This is a genomic window from Roseibium sp. (genome assembly GCF_048261595.1).
In the GTDB taxonomy this organism is placed as follows: domain Bacteria; phylum Pseudomonadota; class Alphaproteobacteria; order Rhizobiales; family Stappiaceae; genus Roseibium.
The window spans coordinates 213,443-232,657 of the sequence record NZ_JBLXFW010000002.1 but is presented as its reverse complement, the minus strand read 5'-3'; the positions used below and the strand labels follow the sequence as shown (position 1 = coordinate 232,657).

Sequence of the window (19,215 nt, the reverse complement as noted above, 5' to 3'; positions counted from 1 at the left end):
AGGTTTTTGAAAATGAGGTTGCGCGCCGTTTGCGGCTTCGGCACATGGAAGGCCTGCATCGCCGCTAGACCCCACAAGCTGGTTGGCTACATTGCAGGCTGGCGGGATGATGCAGGGGACCGAATGACCGGGCAGACGAAGCGGCAGAAGGACATGCGCAAGGCGCTGCGGGCAACGTTTCCCCGCATAGCCTTCGCCGATTCAGAGCAAGTCCTGCAAATGGGTCTCGCCGGCCACCTCAGGCATCTGCCAATTTCGATTGCCCTGTGGCAGGCCGCTACCAGTCACATTCGCCATGCTCATACCGACTATGATCTGCTTCTTGATGAGGGCTACGACAGGGAAGCGGCGCGATTTTTCGTCATGGAAGACATGAATCGTGTCCTGGAGGACTGGGGCTGCGCTCGGCGAATTGAGGCCGGGACGAGCGATGACGTCGACTGATACACATTTGTCTCATGCCGGGTCGTAAATCCATTGTTCCGGAATGAACGCAGTTACCCCGTCATCGGTGGCGATCTTCCCTGCTTTTTCGACGTAGCCGACAAGACCGCGCAGTCGCTTGGCCACCTTCGGAAACAGCAGGTCGAGACCTTCTCTTTCCGGAAAGTTCTCTGCAATAGCCCTTCCTGCAGCCCGGCACGGAGCGTTGTCCCCATCAACCCGGATGACTGCGCCGCTGTTAAAGACAAGACGCGTACGCGGCGGAATGAGCGAGAGATTGGTCAGTCCTGCCAGCAAGACGTTGGCACCCAGCCATTCGGGCTCTACCCGGTCGAGCTCCATGCGCTCTGCAACGACTGACAGTTCATCAGCGCACAAGATCGAGATTTGACGTTCGTTGCACATTTCAGTGCCGCGCGGGTACCAGGGTTCTCGTCCGCCGGAGCGTCTGGAAAAGCCGCCGTGGCGGTCTCCCGCTAGTCCGTCCAGAGCCAGATCCAGGCACTCCGTTCGCTGGGTGCGGAAATCGCTCTTGCGTGTGGTTTGAAACACGGCAACCACTTGTCCCGACAAACGGCGCCCGGGGGTAATTTCGAGGTCTGCAAGGGTTTCGGTCAAGTCGGAAGAAGTCATTTTCGGCGTCCGGTCGGCTGTCTGTTATCTCAGCCGTAACCCAGTTCATCGTCGCGCTCCAATGAAAAGGGCTTATTGGAACCATCAGTTTCGGTGGCCGGTTCAGGTTTCCACTTAACAAAATGTAAAATTGGTAGTGAACGTTCCATTATATGTGCAGGTTGCTCATCCTTTGAATATTAAATTCCTGATTGTGTCGAAGTATAAATACATGGACTGATGATGTCAGGGATTGTCGCGATGGAAGCCGATATCAGCGAGAATATCTTCGCCCGTCTGATCAATATTGCTGGTCGGCAGAGAATGCTGTCCCAGCGCATCGGTTTCATTATTTCGATGCTTCACAACACTTCCGAGCCCGGTCATGACATCGGAGATGATCTCTCGGCGCTCCTGAAGAATGCCGTGAATGATTTCACGCTGGGTTATGCCATCCTGTTGCAGGGCGACAAGGATCAAGGATTGCCGCAGTTCGCTTCAGCGCGTGTCGCAAATGTTCTTGATGGTCGGAGTGACGCAAATGGATCTGAAGCCAGCTCGGGGCGGGCGACGATTGATCGCTTCCTGCTCGAAACCGGTGCGGCTCTCGTCGATCTCACGAATGGGCGGAGGCGAGGTGGGCAGCAAATGTCCGATTACTCGGCTTTCGTCCTTGGCCCGGTGCTCCAGACCCTGCAGAAAATCGTCGAGGCGCTTGAGGCTGATTTCGAAGATGAGATGCTCGCACGAAGGACGCGGCGCTCGGCGGATGTGGAATTGGTCAAGATGGCCGCCGGCGAGATCCAGAAGGCATCGAAGTTCTCCCGTATGATTGCGCTGAACGCCAAGATTTCGGCCAATCGTGCCGGGCCACATGGCTTGGAGTTCGGCGCCCTGACGGAAGAGATCAAGAAGATCTCCAACAACATCACCGAGAGCTCGCAGGAAATCATGCGGCATCTGGATCACGTTTGACGGCCGTGTTCCAGTTCCTTCATTTCACAATCCCATAGGGCCATCGTCCAACTCTCTGCGGGGATCACATAGGATCCAGTTGGGAGTGAGACAGATATGGCGATCACGATCGATCTTGTGAACTGTACGGGCCTGGAAAGCTCTGTCGCGACAACCTGGGTCTCAGGCTGGATCAACGCCGGAGGCGAAAGTTTCCAGATCCTCCAGCATGACGGGACGTTTGCGAACCCTCCGGCGTCCGGTGCCTCGGTACCCTTTCATGACATCGCAAGCATACCGAATGTGAAACTCGACGTGGCGACGAACGGCAACGACCGGCTTATGTTCTGCGTGTCAAAGACGCGTCCGAACGCCTTGTCCATTGCAGGGCAGGCGCCTGTTGCCTTCACCCAATATCCGACGACGGTTGTTCCGGGCGTCGCCGCGCCGGGGCCTTTCGACATCTTCGAATTCGGCATGGATGCGCAGTTCAATCTGAGTGCGGTCAGCGGCTTCGGGCTCAATCTGGAGTTCTCGGGGGAGCATGCCAATGGCGATGGCTGGCAATTCGGAGTGCGCAGCGGTGTCAGCCGCCAGCAGATCGGCGCTGCCTTTGAAAAATTCATAGCGAACGAAACAGTTGCCCTGCCGTCGGCCGCCGCCTTTTCGGAGCTGCTCTTTGACGGCGCAATTGCCGCCGGGGGGTATGTGCCGCCTTTGGTCGGCGGCCAGTATTTCGGCCTGTGCGATCCAAACGACATGCTGGCGGCACTGACGGAAAACTACACGGCGCCCACCGCGGACCCACTCGCAAATTTCTGGGACGAAACACTGCGGGCATTTTTCCGGGAGGGCAACAGGCTGAGCATCAATCTTGGCTCGGCAAGTGTTCCGAATATCTATGAGGGCATGTCCGGCCCCGCGTCCAATCCACGGACCGGGGTTGCCTCTCTGGCCTACTCGCTGAGCAACGGCACGAATACCTATCGGTTCTTCCTGCCACTGGCCGCAAGCGGTGACGCCGCTCCGGGACTGACGGGCGCGCAGTACGTCTTCCAGCAGGCCTTCGGTGACTTGACCCCTGCCGGGAGCAGCGGTGATGCGGGCCTCTTGCAGGATTGCATCTGGGAGGCGCTTTGCCGGGGCGTGGCGCAGGATGGTGTCATCTCTGCTGCCGATCCGATCGCGGCATCACCCGGCTATAGCACAGGCGCCTGGAACGATCCTGTTGCATGGTATGCCGCGGGCCGGCCGTGTCACCTTTACGCGAAGTTCCTCCATTGCAGCGACGTCGACGGCAAGGACTCCCGGCTGAGCGGCAAGGATCCGATCTTTTATGGCGGGGCGGCCTATGGCTTCAGCATGGACGAAAACCCCGTCGGGCCCTACAGCGGTCCGGATGTGCCCTCCAAGACGCCGCAGACCATCAGCGCGGGCACGGTGACCGTAACAGTCGGCGCGTGGACGTGAGGCAAAGCCGGAGACCGCGGGGCCTTTAGGCCTCTTCGAACAGACCGGTCGGGAAGCCGTCCAGGCTGACCACATTCTTCTCCCGCTGGTAGGCTTCCAGTTCCTCGGGGGTCTTTGCGGACGCCCAGCGGTTGAGCGAGTCGCGTTCGCCCTTGAAGTCGAACAGCGGTACGCCAAAGCCGCAAGAGGTCTGCACCAGATCGACGTCGATCATCACCATCTGGCGGGCGCCGGGCAGGTCTTCGCCTCCAAATGTGTCCGCCAGCAAGGCCGCATATTCGTCACTGTCGCGCCGGATAATCCGGCCAGTTCCGTAAAGCCTCAGGATCTGCGGCGGTCCCTCGACGGCGCAGAACATGATGGTGATCCGGTCGCTGAGCTTCAGGTGGGCGGCGGCTTCGTTGCTCGACCCGGTCTGGTCGAGATAGACGGCGCGGTTCGGGCTGAGCACCTTGAAAGCCGTGGCGGGACGCGGAGAGACGTTTACCCGTCCGGTCGGTGCGGCGGTGGCCGAAAAGAAGATATGCTGGCGGGAAATGAAGTCCGCGATGCGGTCGTCGATGTCCGGAAACTGCTTGGCCAAGGAAAGGCTCCGCTTCGATCCTGAGAATGATCGGTGGAGAGTGTCGCCGGATCTCGCCGCGCGCAAGTGCGGCCAATGAAAAAAGGCGGATCGAGTGCCCCGCCTTTTTTAGTCTCTGGAACCCAAGAAGCGCTTAGCGCGTCATATTACCGGGTCAGCGGCTTGTACTTGATGCGGCGCGGGTCGGCGGCATGGGCGCCGAGGCGGCGGACCTTGTCCTTCTCGTAGTCCTCGAAGTTGCCTTCGAACCATTCCACGTGGCTGTCGCCTTCGAAGGCGAGCATGTGCGTGGCAAGGCGGTCGAGGAACATACGATCGTGCGAGATGACCACGGCGCAACCGGCGTAGTTTTCAAGCGCGTCTTCAAGGGCTGCCAGCGTCTCGGTGTCGAGGTCATTGGTCGGCTCATCGAGGAGCAGCACGTTCGCGCCCTGCTTCAGAACCTTCGCGAGGTGCACGCGGTTGCGCTGACCACCGGAGAGGTCGCCCACCTTTGCCTGCTGAGCCGGGCCCTTGAAGTTGAAGGACGAGCAGTAGGCGCGGGAGTTGATTTCCTTGTCGTCGAGGTAGATGACCTCGGCGCCGCCGGAGATTTCTTCCCAGACGTTGTTGTTCGGGTTGAGTGCGTCGCGGGACTGGTCGACGTAGCCGAGGCGCACGCTTTCGCCGACGATGACTTCACCGCTGTCCGGCTTTTCCTGGCCTGTAAGCATCTTGAAGAGGGTCGATTTACCCGCGCCGTTCGGACCGATCACGCCAACGATGCCACCGCGCGGCAGCTTGAAGGAGAGATCGTCGATCAGGAGGCGGTCGCCGAAGCCCTTGGAGACGTTCTTGACCTCGATGACGTTGGCGCCGAGACGCTCGCCGACCGGGATCATGATCTGCTCGATGGACGGCATACGCTCTTCCTGTGCGGAAAGCAGGTCCTCGAACGCCCGGATACGAGCCTTGGACTTGGTCTGGCGGCCCTTCGGCGACATGCCCATCCACTGGCGCTCGCGCTCGATCGCCTTGGAGCGGGCCATGTTCTCGCGGCCTTCCTGCTCCATGCGCTTGGACTTCTTCTCCAGGTAAGCGGAGTAGTTGCCCTCGTATGGGATGCCCTGACCGCGGTCGAGTTCCAGGATCCAGCCGGTGACATTGTCCAGGAAGTAGCGGTCGTGGGTGATGATCAGGACGGAGCCCTTGAACTCGCGCAGGTGGCGTTCCAGCCAGTGTACGGTCTCGGCGTCCAGGTGGTTGGTCGGCTCATCGAGCAGCAGCAGGTCCGGCTCGGACAGGAGCAGCTTGCAGAGCGCGACGCGGCGGCGCTCACCACCGGAAAGGTTGTCAACGGCGGCGTCTTCCGGCGGGCAGCGCAGGGCTTCCATCGCCATGTCGACCTTGCTTTCAAGGTTCCACAGGTCTTCCGCGTCGATGATGTCCTGGAGCTTCGCGCCTTCGTCGGCGGTCTCGTCGGAGTAGTTCATCATCAGTTCGTTGTAACGGTCAACGATCGCCTGCTTGTGGGCGACGCCTTCCATCACGTTTTCCTTGACCGTCTTGGTCGGGTCGAGCTGCGGTTCCTGCGGCAGGTAGCCGACCTTGGCGCCTTCGGCAGCCCATGCTTCGCCGGTGTACTCCTTGTCGAGGCCGGCCATGATCTTCAGAAGGGTCGACTTACCGGCGCCGTTCGGGCCCAGGATACCGATCTTGGCGTCCGGGTAGAACGACAGGTGAATGTTGTCGAGAACCTTCTTGCCGTTATAGGCCTTCGACAGGCCGTGCATGTGATAGATGAACTGGCGCGCCATGGGGCTCCGCTTCTCCGCAAGTTGGAATTGTCGGGATGTAAGAAATCTGCGGCGTCTTTTAAGGGAAGATGACGCTCGGGGCAATGGTGGAGTGGCGAAACTTGCGCCGTTCCGCGGGTTTTCAGAACTTCTCGACCAGCGAGCGCAGTGTCGTCAGCAGGGCCTCGAAATCCTGCTTCCTTGGTGACGACTTGCGCCAAACGAGGCCGACAGTGCGGGCCGGCTGGGGATCCTCGAAGCGCTGGAGGGCGACGCGGTCGTCTCGGACTTCTGCTTCGGCGCAGATTTCCGGAAGCAGCGTCACGCCATACCCGGCGGCGACCATCTGCATGACGGTGGCCAGTGACGTGGCGCCGAGGGTGTTCTTGCCCGGTGCGGGAAGATTCTGGCAGTAGTTCAGGGCCTGGTCGCGCAGGCAGTGGCCTTCCTCCAGCAGCAGCATGTTTTCCGTGTCGAGGTCCGTTGCCCTGATCCGCTTGTCCCGGTCGATCTCGGGACAGGACTGGCGGGCCAGCAGGAAGCGGTCGGTGAAGAGGGCCTCGCTGGTCAGGGCGGGATCGTGAACCGGCAGGGCGATGATGATCGCGTCCAGATCGCCGGCGAGCAGCTCGCGCGTCATTGGCTCGGTCAGCGTCTCGCGGATGGTCAGCTTCAGATCCGGATGCGAGCTGGTCAGCGTCGGCAGGATGCGAGGCAGGAGATAGGGTGCAATCGAGGGAATGATCCCGAGCCTCAGCGGGCCCGCGAGCGGGCTCGACATCTGCTGGGCATAGTCCAACAGATCGCGGACATCGGTCAGGATCTTGCGGGCCCGGTTGACGACTTCCTTGCCCTCCCGGGTCAGGCGGACGGAATTCGGCTGACGTTCGACCAGCTTGACGCCGAGTTCGGCCTCCAGCTCCTTGATCTGCATGGAGAGCGCGGGCTGGGAAACGGAGACAGCATCTGCCGCCCTGCGGAAATGCAGGTGCGTTGCAAGCGCTTCCAAATAACGTAACTGACGCAATGAGATCATGAGTGATTAGATATTCTTATTGTCGGTGCGAATCAATACTATCGCCGCTGATCGGAACCATCTCTTTTTCCAGTCGTCTTCTCAAAGAGGCAACGCGACAGGAAAGGAGATCAGCATGAGTGACAAGCCGATTTTGACGACCACGGCCGGGGCTCCCTGGCCGAACAATCAAGATTCCGTGTCGGCGGGCGAGCGGGGTCCGCTGCTGCTCCAGGACTATCAGCTTCTGGAAAAGCTCGCACACCAGAACCGTGAGCGCATTCCCGAGCGCACCGTCCACGCAAAGGGATGGGGAGCGCATGGTGTCCTGAAGATTACCGGTGACATTTCCCGATATACCAAGGCGAAGGCGCTGCAGCCTGGCGCCGAAACGCCCATGCTGGCGCGTTTTTCAACTGTTGCGGGCGAGGCAGGGGCTGCCGATCACGAACGTGACGTTCGCGGTTTCGCCCTGAAATTCTACACCGAAGACGGCAATTGGGACCTGGTCGGCAACAATACGCCGGTTTTCTTCATCCGCGACGGTTACAAGTTTCCCGATTTCATCCATACCCAGAAGCGCCATCCGAAGACCAACATGCGCTCGCCGACTGCAATGTGGGACTTCTGGTCGCTGTCTCCGGAAAGCATCCACCAGGTGACGATCCTGATGTCCGACCGCGGTCTGCCGATCTCGCCGATGCATATGAACGGTTATGGCTCACACACCTATTCGCTCTGGAACGATGAGGGCGAGCGGTACTGGGTGAAGTTCCACTTCAAGACGGAGCAGGGCAACAAGACCTATACCAACGAGGAAGCCGAGAAGATTGTCGGCAGGACTCGTGAGGGCTATCAGGAGCAGTTGTTCAACGCGATTGAAGACGGTGATTTCCCGCGTTGGAAGTTTCAGATCCAGATCATGGCCGAGAAGGATGCGGAAAACTGCCCGTTCAATCCGTTCGACCTGACCAAGGTCTGGCCGCATGCTGATTTTCCGCCGATCGACGTCGGTCACTTCGAGCTGAACCGGAACCCGGAAAACTATTTCGCCGAGATCGAAAACGCGGCCTTCTCACCGTCGAACATCGTACCCGGGATCTCCTGGTCGCCGGACAAGATGCTGCAGGCGCGGATCTTCTCCTATGCGGATGCGCATCGATACCGGCTGGGAACCCACTATGATCAGATCCCGGTGAATCGTCCGCGCTGTCCTGTCCATCACTACCACAAGGACGGCGAAATGAACGTTTATGGCGGCGTGAAGACGGGCAATCCGAACGCCTATTACGAGCCGAACTCGTTCAACGGTCCGGTCGAGCAGCGCGATGCACAGGAGCCGCCGCTTCGGATCTCGGGCGATGCGACGCGCTATGACCACCGCGACGGCTATGACGATTACTCTCAACCGCGGGCACTTTATGAAAGGGTGCTGAACGCTGATGAGCGCGACAGGCTGCATGGAAACATGGGCGGCGCACTGGTGGGTGTCCCCACGGAGATCGTCGAGCGCTGGCTTGGCCATCTGAAGCAGGTTCACCCAGACTATGAGGCCGGCGTGAGAGCGAAATGGGAAGAGAAATCCCGTGAGGCTGGCTATGATCCGAACGGACTGCCGATCACCGGTGACACGCCTCATGAAGCCGGAGGGGAAGATCCGCATACCCCCACCATCGCAGCCGAATAGGGCTGAACAACTCGAAAGCCGGGGCAGTCACGCGCGCCCCGGCTTTTCTGCAAGCTCCCTGTCTCCGGCTCCTTGAATGCCATCCACGCCAGTTTTATTGGCGGAGGGAGTACGATAATTTTTTCTTATCGTAATTTAGAATCAATACAATTGGACCTGATGGACTTCCGTACCTATGTTCACCGCAGTTCGCAGGGATATCAGCCCTCCGGGCCCGTGATTTGCTGAGATTTTTGCCGTCGGACGATTCGTGCGACGGCTCGAATAACGGAACATCACGAACAGCCGAGACGGCCAGGTTTCCGCAGCTATCAGCTCAGGGAAAGTGTGGCGGCTGCCGGGTTCATCATTTTGCCAAGTGGAACGGGCAAAGACGATGGCGACAGGACGGGCGACAGGATGCTGACGGAATTCCGTCGGCATTGGACGGAGGGTCGAAACGGGATGCGGTCGCAGACAGCACCCGCAACGTTCTGAGGGGCCTTTGGGTCTCTCACATCAATAAAACGAGGACAGCGGAGAGTAAAATGGACGCTAAGGTGGAAAAGACGGGCGGTTGCCCGGTCATGCACGGTGGCAACACCGAATCCGGCGCATCGGTCATGGACTGGTGGCCGAAGTCCCTGAACCTGGACATCCTCCATCAGCACGACACGAAGACCAACCCGCTGGGCAAGGACTTCAACTATCGCGACGAGCTCAAGAAGCTTGACGTCGAAGCGCTGAAAAAAGACATGCATGCGCTGATGACCGAAAGCCAGGACTGGTGGCCGGCTGACTACGGTCACTACGGCGGTCTGATGATCCGCCTTGCATGGCATTCCGCTGGCTCCTACCGCCTGGCCGACGGCCGCGGCGGCGGCGGCACCGGCAACATCCGCTTTGCTCCGCTGAACTCCTGGCCGGACAACGGCAACCTCGATAAGGCGCGCCGTCTGCTGTGGCCGCTGAAGAAGAAGTACGGCAACGCGGTTTCCTGGGCCGACCTCATTCTTCTCGCCGGCACCATCGCTTACGAATCCATGGGTCTGAAGACCTTCGGCTTCGGCTTTGGCCGCGAAGACATCTGGGGTCCGGAGACTGACGTCTACTGGGGCGCAGAAAAGGAATGGCTGGCTCCGTCCGACGAACGCTATGAAGACGTCGGCAAGCCGGACACGATGGAAAACCCGCTCGCTGCCGTCCAGATGGGCCTCATCTACGTGAACCCGGAAGGCGTGAACGGTCAGTCCGACCCGCTCAAGACCGCCGCCCAGGTGCGTGAGACCTTCGCCCGCATGGCGATGAACGACGAAGAAACCGCAGCGCTGACCGCTGGCGGCCACACCGTCGGCAAGGCGCATGGCAATGGCGATGCAGGCGCTCTTGGTGCCGAGCCGGAAGGCGCGGAAATCGAGAACCAGGGCTTTGGCTGGATCAATCCGAACATGGGCGGCAAGGCGGCCAACTCCGTCACCTCCGGTATCGAAGGCGCCTGGACAACCAACCCGACGAAGTTCGACATGGGCTACTTCGAGCTGCTGTTCGGCTACGAATGGGAGCTGACCAAGAGCCCGGCAGGTGCAAGCCAGTGGCAGCCGGTCGGCATCAAGGAAGAGCACATGCCGGTCGATGCGACCGACCCGTCTGTTCGCCGTATGCCGATGATGACCGATGCGGACATGGCCATGAAAGTGGACCCGGCCTATCGCGCCATCTGTGAAAAGTTCATGGCCGATCCGGAGTACTTCAAGGACACCTTCGCTCGTGCATGGTTCAAGCTTACCCACCGCGACATGGGCCCGAAGGCTTGCTACCTCGGCCCGGACGTTCCGCAGGAAGAGCTGATCTGGATGGATCCGGTTCCGGCCGGCGCAACCAACTACGACGTTGGCGCCATCAAGTCCAAGATCGCAGCTTCCGGCCTGTCCATCTCCGAGCTGGTTTCGACCGCATGGGACAGCGCCCGCACCTACCGTCAGTCCGACAAGCGTGGCGGCGCCAATGGAGCACGTATCCGTCTCGCACCGCAGAAGGACTGGGAAGGCAACGAGCCGGCACGTCTTGCCAAGGTGCTCGGTGTACTTGAGCCGATCGCTGCCGAGTACGGCGCAAGCGTTGCAGATGTCATCGTTCTGGCCGGTAACGTCGGCATCGAGAAGGCTGCAAAGGCGGCTGGCTTCGACGTCTCCGTTCCGTTCGCTCCGGGCCGTGGCGACGCAACCGACGCCCAGACCGATGCTCCGAGCTTCGACGTTCTGGAGCCGATCCACGACGGTTACCGCAACTGGGTCAAGGCCGACTACGTTGTCAGCCCGGAAGAGCTGATGCTCGACCGCACCCAGCTGATGGGCCTGACTGCATCCGAAATGACCGTACTGGTCGGCGGCATGCGCGTTCTTGGCACCAACCATGGCGGCACCAAGCATGGCGTCTTCACCGACCGCGAAGGCGCGCTGACCACGGACTTCTTCGTCAACCTGACGGATATGGCCAACAAGTGGGTTCCGACCGGCAAGAACAGCTATGAATTGCAGGATCGCAAGTCCGGCGCCACCAAGTGGTCCGCGACACGCATGGATCTGGTGTTCGGTTCGAACTCCATCCTGCGCGCGATTGCTGAAGTCTACGCTCAGGACGATGCCAAGGAGAAGTTCGTCAAGGACTTTGTGGCGGCCTGGACCAAGGTCATGAACGCCGACCGTTTCGACCTGGCGTAACGCAGATGCTGGTCCCGTTGCTTTTTATGCGGCGGGGCCACGCAGCATCCGGTCGCGTTCGGATGACACATTTCATGTCGTACTGGATCCCGGGAATCCTCCCATCACCTTCCGGGCGCCTGCGGCATGACTTCCTCCCGTCATTCTGAACCGAACCGGTGCCTTGGGGGCAGCCTTTAGGGGTTGCCCCTTTTTATTTGTCTCACAGGTCGATTGATCGCCGTTCGGGATGAGTGCGCCTGCCGTGCCATCCGACAGTTGCGTCCGGGACCGAATCATTCGCTGGAAAATAGGGCTTGATGTCGATCAGAGGCGTGCCATTGAGGCAGTCGAGCCCGCGGACAGTGAGGGTAGCTCCATCGACCGAGATCAGTTTGACGACAGAAAGCGAGACCGGGTTGGGTCGCACCGGCGTGCGCAAGGCAAAGCAGCCGTGCGTCGTGCTGTCGAATGCGGGTGCCTGGACGACAAGATCCCGTCGTGCCTCATGCATCCAATAGAGGATGATCAGGTGCGAGCAGCTCTCGACCGACTTCAGTCCTTCAGCAAAGCGCCCGTCGACATGGATCGTGCAAATTTCGTTTGACCTTCCGCCGCTGCGTGGACACGCATGCCGGTCGTCCCAGGGTGTTTCGATGCTGCCGATGTATACGAGCCCCGCGTCGGGAGGGAGTAAACCCGGATCTTCCGTTAGGACAATTTCGCCTGGCCGTGAATTATCAGTCATTTCGGGGCGGACCTTTTCGATCAATGGCAAAGCCTGACTTAGAACGGTTCGGTTAGGTGGAAAACCACAGCTGATTTAGACGGATTATTTTCGCACCAATAGCCGACGGAAGTCTCCTGCCGGCACTCGATTTTACCGCGTTCTCAGTGAGTTGGGCTCTTCCCAGCCAATACGCCTCAAATTGCATGCAAATTTTACGAAAAGACGCATTTATTCCTCCCTTTTCCGTTTTAACGTTCTTTAAGGGTGCGGGGCATTCTCGGAGGTCAAGCAGTCCTCGTGCAGGTATTGAAAATGGCTGAAGCGTTGAAAACCGAACTTGTCAATTTCCGCGAACTGGATGCGACCGCAGACAGCAAGCGGTGCGCCGAGTTGGCTCGGCATGTCGCGACGCTATTTGCATTCACTTCTGACCGATGTTCCGTCGAGCAGGTCGACACCTACGACAGCGTGCTTTTGAGGCTTGTCGGGATGGTCGAGATCGAAGTGCGCAAGTTCATTGCCGAGAAAATGGCAGACCTTCGCCGCGGACCGGAGCAGACCGTTCGGCGTCTGGCCAAGGACTGTATTGAAGTCGCAGAGCCGGTCCTGCGCAAATCGACGGTTCTGCGAGAAGCGGACTTGGTTCGGATTGCCGATGAGATGGGCGATGGCCATCGTTGCGCAATCGCAAGGCGCGAAGTCATTTCCGAGTCGGTGACCGACCTGCTTGTCGAGCGAGGTAGCCTCGTTGTGAAACGTCTCGTCGCCGCCAATGCGGGCGCTGCGGTGTCGGATGCGGCCATGCTGAGCCTTATCAGTGATGCCGGCTCTGATGCCACCATGCAGATGAGCCTCAGCGAGCGCGCGGATCTCGCCGAACACCACATCGGTCAGCTCGTCAAAGTGGCGAGCGCAGAGGTGCGGCGGAAGCTGATCGCGCGGGGCGAAAGTGACGACGTATCACGTCTCGCGGAAGCTGCAGATATTGCAGCCCAGCGGATGACGAATGAATTCTGGCTCGGCCGCTATGACTTCGAGACCGCACGCAATCGAATTCTGCTCCTAGCGCAAAGGGGGATGGTGAACGAAGCCGCGCTTCGCAGATTTGCTTCTGAGGACCGGTTTGCAGAGGCCGTTGCCGCATTTGCGTGGCTGGTTCGTTGCGGCGTGGAGGAAACAAGCCACTGGATGGTCCGCGTTGACCCGGAACCGTTCCTGATCATCGCAAAGGCAAGCGGGCTGTCGTCAATCACGGTCAGCAGTCTGCTTTCGATCGGCCCGTGGAGGCATCGCCTGTCCAGTGACCAGCGGTCCCAAGCGATGACGAAATTCAATTCGATGTCTGTGGGCGAGGCGAAGCGTCGAATGGCCCACTGGAGCAATGTTGTCTTGAACTAGGACGCCCCAGTCTTAAGAGCTTTTACCAATAGAAAACGGCGATCCGCCTTTGCGGGTCGCCGTTTTCTATTGTCTTTGCGCGACCAATTTGAAACCTTGGACCTGTTCGATTTCGTGAGCCTTGGAGACCTGATGAGCAGCACGTCTTTTTCCATCGGCAGCCGCAGTATTCTTGTTCGATCCGTAGCAGTCTATGCGCTCGTACTGATCGCGTTGCTTTTTTCCGATGCTCGAAATGCAGCGGTTGCCCAAGGGATCAAGGGGCTGTTTGGACACGCGACCTCGGTCGAGCAAGGCGTTGCCCAGTCTGCTTCCGAGACGGCAGGATCGGATGACGCGGTAGTTTCGGACGAAGCGGGCGCGGTCGATCAATATGCTCAACGGGCAGCGCTTGCGCGCGATGCTTTTCTCGGAATTGTTCGAAGTGCACCGGAATTGCCGGCGATGATAGTCGCGACACTTTCGGCGGATAGTGAGCGTCAGGGCGTTTACTGGATTGGACAAGTGTTTTTGGTGGCCGCCATTTCCATAGCGGTCGGGCTTGCCGCTCAACGACTTGTTTCGAACTGGGGAAGGGCCCAGTTCACACATCTCTATCGCGAAGATGTACTGCGCCGGTCGGACAAGATTTCCTATCTTTTCTTCCGCGCACTCGTGATGATCGCCGGGCTGGTCGTATTTGCCCTTGTTTCCGGCCTCCTGCTTCTGTTTCTCAACAAGGGAGGCGAGGCAGCGCACAAGACCGGGGTTGGCCTCCTATCCGTCACGACGCTCTTTCTGTTTCTGAGAATTGTCTTCCTGAACCTTCTGGCGCCGGATAACTCCGCGCACCGCCTCGTCGACCTGTCAGACGCCAATGCGCGTGGCCTTTACAGAAGCCTCATGACGGGGGCTTTGCTCGCGGCAATCGTCTTTGCCGCGATGCGGTGGATGGATCGTCTGGGACTACCGGAAGAGCCTTTGAAGCTCATGACGATCGGTGCGGCGTTTCTCTCCGCATTGATCCTCTCCAGTATCGCCCTGTCTTATCGCCACGTGATTGGCGACCTCATTCGCGGAGAGGGTGGTGCCAACACCCCCATCTGGCGGCGGTTCCTGGCCAAATCCTGGCACCTGATTGCTGTCCTTTACTTTCTCGTTGCGTGGGGCATATCGTCGGTTCGTGTGTTGCTGGATCTGCCGGATGCGACCGGACTTGTCGTCGCCCCGCTTGAGGTTCTGCTAATTGCCGTCGTCGCTTACGGTATCTTTGTCCTCATCATCGACAAGATGCTCTTGCCCCCGTTGGATACGCCACAGGCTCAGGCTTCGATTGCCGAGGAAATCGTACGTGCCGAGGTCGCGGAAGGGGATGAAGGCGATGCTGAGGGGGCTGCCGCCCAGGTCCACGCAGAAGCCGCCGAGCGCGAGGCGCAGCGGTCACCCTTCAGAGATCTGCTCGATCACGGCGCGTCGATCATCGTGATGTTCGGCGCATTTGCCCTGCTCGCCCGGACTTGGGGCGCGCCCCTGACGGACGATGCATCCGTTGTCGGCAGTCTGACCGAAATCCTGCTCGTCATCTTTCTCGGATACATGGCCTATCGGGCTGTAGAGCTTGCCATCGAGCGCCAGCTGGCAAAGGAAGGTCCGGCGGAAAAGGACGAAGAAGCGGAAGTCGGCGGTACCGGGGAAAGCCGCATCTCGACCCTGCTGCCGATCTTTCGGAATTTCCTCCTGATCACCATCGTGGTCATTGCGGCCATGGTGGTGCTGTCAGAACTGGGCGTGAACATCGGACCGCTCTTTGCCGGTGCCGGTGTCGTTGGTTTGGCCGTCGGTTTTGGCGCACAGACCCTGATCCGAGACATATTCTCCGGTGCATTTTACCTCATCGATGACGCCTTCAGAAAAGGCGAATACATCGACATCGGCAGTGCAAAGGGTGTTGTGGAGAAGATCTCGATCCGATCCATGCAGCTTCGTCACCACCGCGGCGCGCTGACAACCGTGCCGTTCGGTGAAATCCAGCACGTGGAGAACTACTCCCGCGACTGGGCCATGATGAAGCTCGCCTTCCGCGTCACCTATGACACTGATGTTGAGAAGATGCGCAAGATCATCAAGAAATTCGGTCAGGAGCTCCTCGCGGACGAATATTATGGTCCGATGTTCCTTCAGCCGCTGAAGTCCCAGGGCATACTGGCGATGGAAGACTCCGCCATGATCGCGCGGGTGAAATTCATGACCAAGCCGGGCAAGCAATTCGAGCTACGCAAGGTCGTTTATGCCGGTCTGCAGGACCTGTTTGAGCAAAACGGTATCAAGTTCGCGCACAAACAGGTGACGGTCCGGGTTGCATCAGACGATGTCGAGGGAAGCGCCAACGGCGACCCGGACCTCGCCAGAAAGGCAGCCGCCGGTGCCGCAGCCGCAGGCTTGATCGGCGGAGAAGCAGATGGCGAGGGCGGTGGAGACAACAACACGTAGCGTGAGCGCAAATTGGCACCAACGCAGTCCCAGAACTCGGCTTCCCGTCTTCTCCGATATGAAGGTTTTCGGGTAACTGTCGTTCCTGGGTTGATTGCGCTCTAGGACGTCTGGACTTGCCCGAAGGGGCCAATTTGTGTTTTGCGGTGCATCCCATGTCGCTGACTGCAGAAGTGTTTTTGGGCGGGTTGATCTAGCAACAGGAGGCTTTGGAGAGCCAGATGCGTTTAGGGTTCGATGCGGCGGGAATGAACGAGCGTGGTATGTGCGTAAATCTGCACGATACGGCCGTTGGAGCACAGGAAATCCTGGGGCATGACGTTTGTGTTTTCTACGACGCGGATTCAAGTAACCCGAACGTCGTCAAGAAATTTTCAAAGAACCTTCGCCTTGTTCCCTACTCAGGTCAGGCAGACCTTCTCAGAGTATCGGAGAAAGAGAAGCTTGATTTTTGCTATCGCACCAACGCTGGAAGCAACGATGGCGTTGGAGTGAATGCCAATAGAGTTGGAATTCATGCGGTGTTCCGACATTTCGAACCGCACGGGGATGTCTACGCATACATCTCCGAATGGCTTGCGGATTGGATGAGCGGAGGAGCAGCCCCGCATGTCCCCTACATAGTCCAGTTACCTGAACCAACGGGCGACTTGCGGTCTCGATTGAATATTCCTGCCGATGCCTTCGTTGTCGGACGCTACGGCGGTTACGACCAATTTAATATAGAGTTCGCCCAAAAAGGCATTGCAGAGGCTCTTGCGAAGCGTAGCAATCTTCATTTCATCTTTGTCAACACACAGCCTTTCATTGAGCATGAGCGGGTCCACTATCTGCCAACGATCGTGGCGCCCCAGGAAAAGTCGAACTTTATTGCTACCTGTGATGCAGGAATTAATGCAAAGAAGATCGGCGAAAGCTTCGGTTTGGCGACAGCAGAGTTTTTACTGCTCGGACGCCCGGTTTTCAGCTGGGCGGGCGGAATGGATCAGAATCACGTTGTGATGACCCCCAAGCGTCAATGGCTCTACACTACGAAAAGCAGCCTCGTTCGACTGCTTGGCGAATATGAGAGCAATGCCATCGATGCTGAACTCGCCAAGCTGGCGGTAGCGAAGTTTTCTCCGGATGCGGTGATGAAGACCTTCGACAAGGTTTTTCTGCAAGGAGATATTCGCGCACAAGACTTGTCCTTGGCTCCCGGATTTGAGCTGAAGCGGTCGATCCAACAAAAGCTGTTGCGAGCCAAATTCCGGTTCTGGAAACTCACCTGACGCCTTGGGGGAGAGGCCGTTGCCAACTTCCTCTTCCGGGTGGCGCGAGCTGTTCCACCTTTGCTGCTTTTAGTCGCGAGCTTAGGCTTCGATCGAAAAGTGCCTCGTCGAGCTATCATCTTGCGCGCACATTTTTTTTGGTATAAAGATATCTTTATATCAGAATTTGACGAGGCGCCGTATGACAGGCCGCGAAACATTGACGGTTGAGGAAACGCTGGCCGCGCTCAGGGCTGTTGGTGAGACGACGCGTTTGCGTCTTATGGCCTTGCTGGCGGAGGCCGAATTGACCGTGAAAGACGCGACGGCGATCCTCGGGCAAAGCCAGCCGCGGATTTCCCGTCACCTGAAGCTGTTGACCGAAGCTGGCCTGATCCTGCGATTTCCGGAAGGAAGCTGGGTCTATTATCGTATCGCGGACGGCGCGGCCGGTGCGTTCGCCCGTGACCTTGTTTCCCGCATCGACAGTTCGGACCCGGTGTTTGCAGCCGATCGCGAGCGATTTCAGGCCATCCGCAAGGCGAAGGCCGACGAAGCCGCTGCTTATTTCGCCAAGAAGGCCAGCACCTGGGATACGGAGCGCTCTCTCCATGCTTCTGACAACGATGTCGAGCAGGCGCTGTTAGCTGTACTCGGCGACAAGCCGTTCCAGAGTTTCCTTGATCTCGGTACCGGTACCGGGCGCTTGCTGGAGCTCCTGTCTGACCGTTATGCGTCGGCGCTTGGCATCGACGCCTCCCACGACATGCTCGCAGTGGCGCGCGCCAATCTGGCGAAGGTTGGTCTCAATCATGCACAGGTTCGCCATGGCGATATCTATGCGTTGAATGTTCCGCCGCGTTCCTTTGACGTCGTGGCGATCCACCAGGTGCTGCACTTCCTCGATGATCCTGCCCGTGCGTTGGCCGAAGCAACGCGGGCCCTGCGTCCAGGCGGACGGCTCCTGATCATCGACTTCGCTCCGCACGATCTTGAATTCCTGCGCGAAACCCACGCCCATCGGCGCCTCGGCTTCGGCCATGACCAGATGCAGCGCTGGGTAGAAGCACTCGATCTAAAAATGGAAAAGGTGGCGGACATTGCGCCGAAGACCACCCAGGAAAACAAACTCACTGTGACACTCTGGCTTGCCCGTGATCCGCGCATCGTGACGGATTTGCCGGTGGCCGACCCGACCCGCGAGGTTGCTTGACCATGACCGACATTCTCACCAATCGGCGTTCTCGCCAGGCATCGGTACCGCCGATCACGGCGTCCTTCGAATTTTTCCCGCCGAAGAGCGACAAGATGGCCGAAACGCTCTGGGCCACCGTCGAGCGCCTTGCTCCGCTGCGTCCTTCCTTCGTCTCGGTAACCTATGGCGCGGGCGGTTCGACACGTGAGCGGACGCACAAGACTGTAGATCGGATCCTGAAGGAAACCGATCTTCTGCCAGCCGCCCATCTGACCTGTGTCGGATCCTCGCGCGATGAAGTCGATGGAATCGTCCGCGACTATTGGGAAATGGGTGTACGGCATCTTGTGGCCCTGCGCGGAGATCCGCTGGAGGGCATTGGAGCGATCTACCAGGCACACCCCGAAGGCTATGCCTACGCATCTGATCTGGTCGCGGGCATCAAGGCCATCGGAGATTTCGACATCTCCGTCTCCGGTTATCCGGAACGGCATCCGGAAAGCGCCGGTTGGGATACTGAGATCGAGAACCTGAAGCGCAAGGTCGATGCGGGTGCAGACCGGATCATCACCCAGTACTTCTTTGATAATGACCTCTTCGAAGCCTATCTGGAGCGCTTGGCCAAGGCCGGTATCAATGTTCCGGTCGTGCCCGGAATTCTTCCGATTCACAATTTCGAACAGACCATGGTCTTCTCCGCGAAGTGCGGCACCTCGATTCCGGAGTGGCTCGCTCGCCGTTTTGCCGGCCTCAATGATGATCCGGAAACCCGGAAGCTGGTCGGTGCCGGTGTCGCCTGCGAGCAGGTGATGGACCTCGTTGACCGTGGCATCACCGACTTCCATTTCTACACCATGAACCGCGCCGATCTGACTTACGCGATCTGCCGCATGCTTGGCATGGGCACGCAAGCGCCGGAACAACAGGCAGCCTGATCGGCCGGAAGGAAAATAAA

The 19,215-nt window shown here is 58.9% G+C and carries 15 protein-coding genes; 10 read left to right on the top strand and 5 right to left on the bottom strand.

Annotation, left to right across the window (positions count from 1 at the left end; translation table 11 throughout):
* Nucleotides 1–12 precede the first annotated feature (12 nt).
* Nucleotides 13–444, top strand: a complete 432-nt coding sequence (locus tag ACN0SY_RS08380; protein ID WP_417686268.1) for a DUF2293 domain-containing protein — start codon at nt 13–15, stop codon at nt 442–444.
* Between the two features lie 12 nt (nt 445–456).
* Here the strand turns inward: ACN0SY_RS08380 and ACN0SY_RS08375 are convergent, their stop codons facing one another.
* Nucleotides 457–1,077, bottom strand: a complete 621-nt coding sequence (locus ACN0SY_RS08375; protein WP_417686266.1) for an MOSC domain-containing protein — start codon at nt 1,075–1,077, stop codon at nt 457–459.
* Between the two features lie 240 nt (nt 1,078–1,317).
* On the opposite strand from ACN0SY_RS08375, the gene ACN0SY_RS08370 reads away from it, so the two are divergent.
* Together ACN0SY_RS08370 and ACN0SY_RS08365 are read left to right on the top strand one after the other, a co-directional pair.
* On the top strand, nt 1,318–2,031 hold the full coding sequence (locus tag ACN0SY_RS08370; RefSeq protein WP_417686264.1) for a type IV pili methyl-accepting chemotaxis transducer N-terminal domain-containing protein: 714 nt from the start codon (nt 1,318–1,320) through the stop codon (nt 2,029–2,031).
* Nucleotides 2,032–2,127: 96 nt separating this feature from the next.
* Nucleotides 2,128–3,480 (top strand): hypothetical protein, encoded by a 1,353-nt coding sequence (locus ACN0SY_RS08365; protein WP_417686263.1) that lies wholly within the window; start codon nt 2,128–2,130, stop codon nt 3,478–3,480.
* 25 nt (nt 3,481–3,505) lie between these two features.
* Here ACN0SY_RS08365 and ACN0SY_RS08360 read toward each other — a convergent pair whose 3' ends face one another.
* From ACN0SY_RS08360 to ACN0SY_RS08350, 3 genes are all read right to left on the bottom strand, one after another.
* The gene (locus tag ACN0SY_RS08360; protein ID WP_417686261.1) at nt 3,506–4,063 is read right to left on the bottom strand and encodes a pyridoxamine 5'-phosphate oxidase family protein; all 558 of its coding nucleotides are present in this window, start codon (nt 4,061–4,063) and stop codon (nt 3,506–3,508) included.
* A 146-nt stretch (nt 4,064–4,209) separates the two neighbouring features.
* Nucleotides 4,210–5,859 carry an energy-dependent translational throttle protein EttA gene (gene ettA / locus ACN0SY_RS08355; protein ID WP_417686259.1) on the bottom strand — a complete coding sequence of 550 codons (1,650 nt, stop codon included), beginning with the start codon at nt 5,857–5,859 and terminating at the stop codon, nt 4,210–4,212.
* Nucleotides 5,860–5,980: 121 nt separating this feature from the next.
* Nucleotides 5,981–6,874: a hydrogen peroxide-inducible genes activator gene (locus ACN0SY_RS08350; RefSeq protein WP_417686258.1), complete on the bottom strand. Its 894-nt coding sequence runs from the start codon at nt 6,872–6,874 to the stop codon at nt 5,981–5,983.
* A gap of 115 nt (nt 6,875–6,989) precedes the next feature.
* On the opposite strand from ACN0SY_RS08350, the gene ACN0SY_RS08345 reads away from it, so the two are divergent.
* The gene (locus tag ACN0SY_RS08345) at nt 6,990–8,540 is read left to right on the top strand and encodes a catalase (RefSeq protein ID WP_417686257.1); all 1,551 of its coding nucleotides are present in this window, start codon (nt 6,990–6,992) and stop codon (nt 8,538–8,540) included.
* Between the two features lie 527 nt (nt 8,541–9,067).
* Entirely contained in the window at nt 9,068–11,239 is a 2,172-nt protein-coding gene (gene katG, locus ACN0SY_RS08340; protein WP_417686255.1) for a catalase/peroxidase HPI, read from the top strand.
* 202 nt (nt 11,240–11,441) lie between these two features.
* Here the strand turns inward: katG and tsaA are convergent, their stop codons facing one another.
* A complete protein-coding gene (gene tsaA / locus ACN0SY_RS08335) occupies nt 11,442–11,966 on the bottom strand; it encodes a tRNA (N6-threonylcarbamoyladenosine(37)-N6)-methyltransferase TrmO (RefSeq protein WP_417686253.1) in 525 nt (174 codons plus the stop codon).
* A 294-nt stretch (nt 11,967–12,260) separates the two neighbouring features.
* On the opposite strand from tsaA, the gene ACN0SY_RS08330 reads away from it, so the two are divergent.
* The 5 genes from ACN0SY_RS08330 (at nt 12,261) to metF (ending at nt 19,195) form a co-directional block, all read left to right on the top strand.
* Entirely contained in the window at nt 12,261–13,346 is a 1,086-nt protein-coding gene (locus ACN0SY_RS08330) for a DUF2336 domain-containing protein (RefSeq protein WP_417686251.1), read from the top strand.
* A gap of 132 nt (nt 13,347–13,478) precedes the next feature.
* Complete coding sequence (locus ACN0SY_RS08325) at nt 13,479–15,815, top strand: mechanosensitive ion channel family protein (protein WP_417686250.1); 2,337 nt, start codon at nt 13,479–13,481, stop codon at nt 15,813–15,815.
* Nucleotides 15,816–16,036: 221 nt separating this feature from the next.
* The gene (locus tag ACN0SY_RS08320) at nt 16,037–17,086 is read left to right on the top strand and encodes a hypothetical protein (RefSeq protein WP_417686248.1); all 1,050 of its coding nucleotides are present in this window, start codon (nt 16,037–16,039) and stop codon (nt 17,084–17,086) included.
* A gap of 181 nt (nt 17,087–17,267) precedes the next feature.
* Nucleotides 17,268–18,278, top strand: a complete 1,011-nt coding sequence (locus ACN0SY_RS08315) for an ArsR/SmtB family transcription factor (protein ID WP_417686246.1) — start codon at nt 17,268–17,270, stop codon at nt 18,276–18,278.
* Nucleotides 18,279–18,280: 2 nt separating this feature from the next.
* Nucleotides 18,281–19,195 (top strand): methylenetetrahydrofolate reductase [NAD(P)H], encoded by a 915-nt coding sequence (gene metF, locus ACN0SY_RS08310; RefSeq protein WP_417686244.1) that lies wholly within the window; start codon nt 18,281–18,283, stop codon nt 19,193–19,195.
* Nucleotides 19,196–19,215 lie beyond the last annotated feature (20 nt).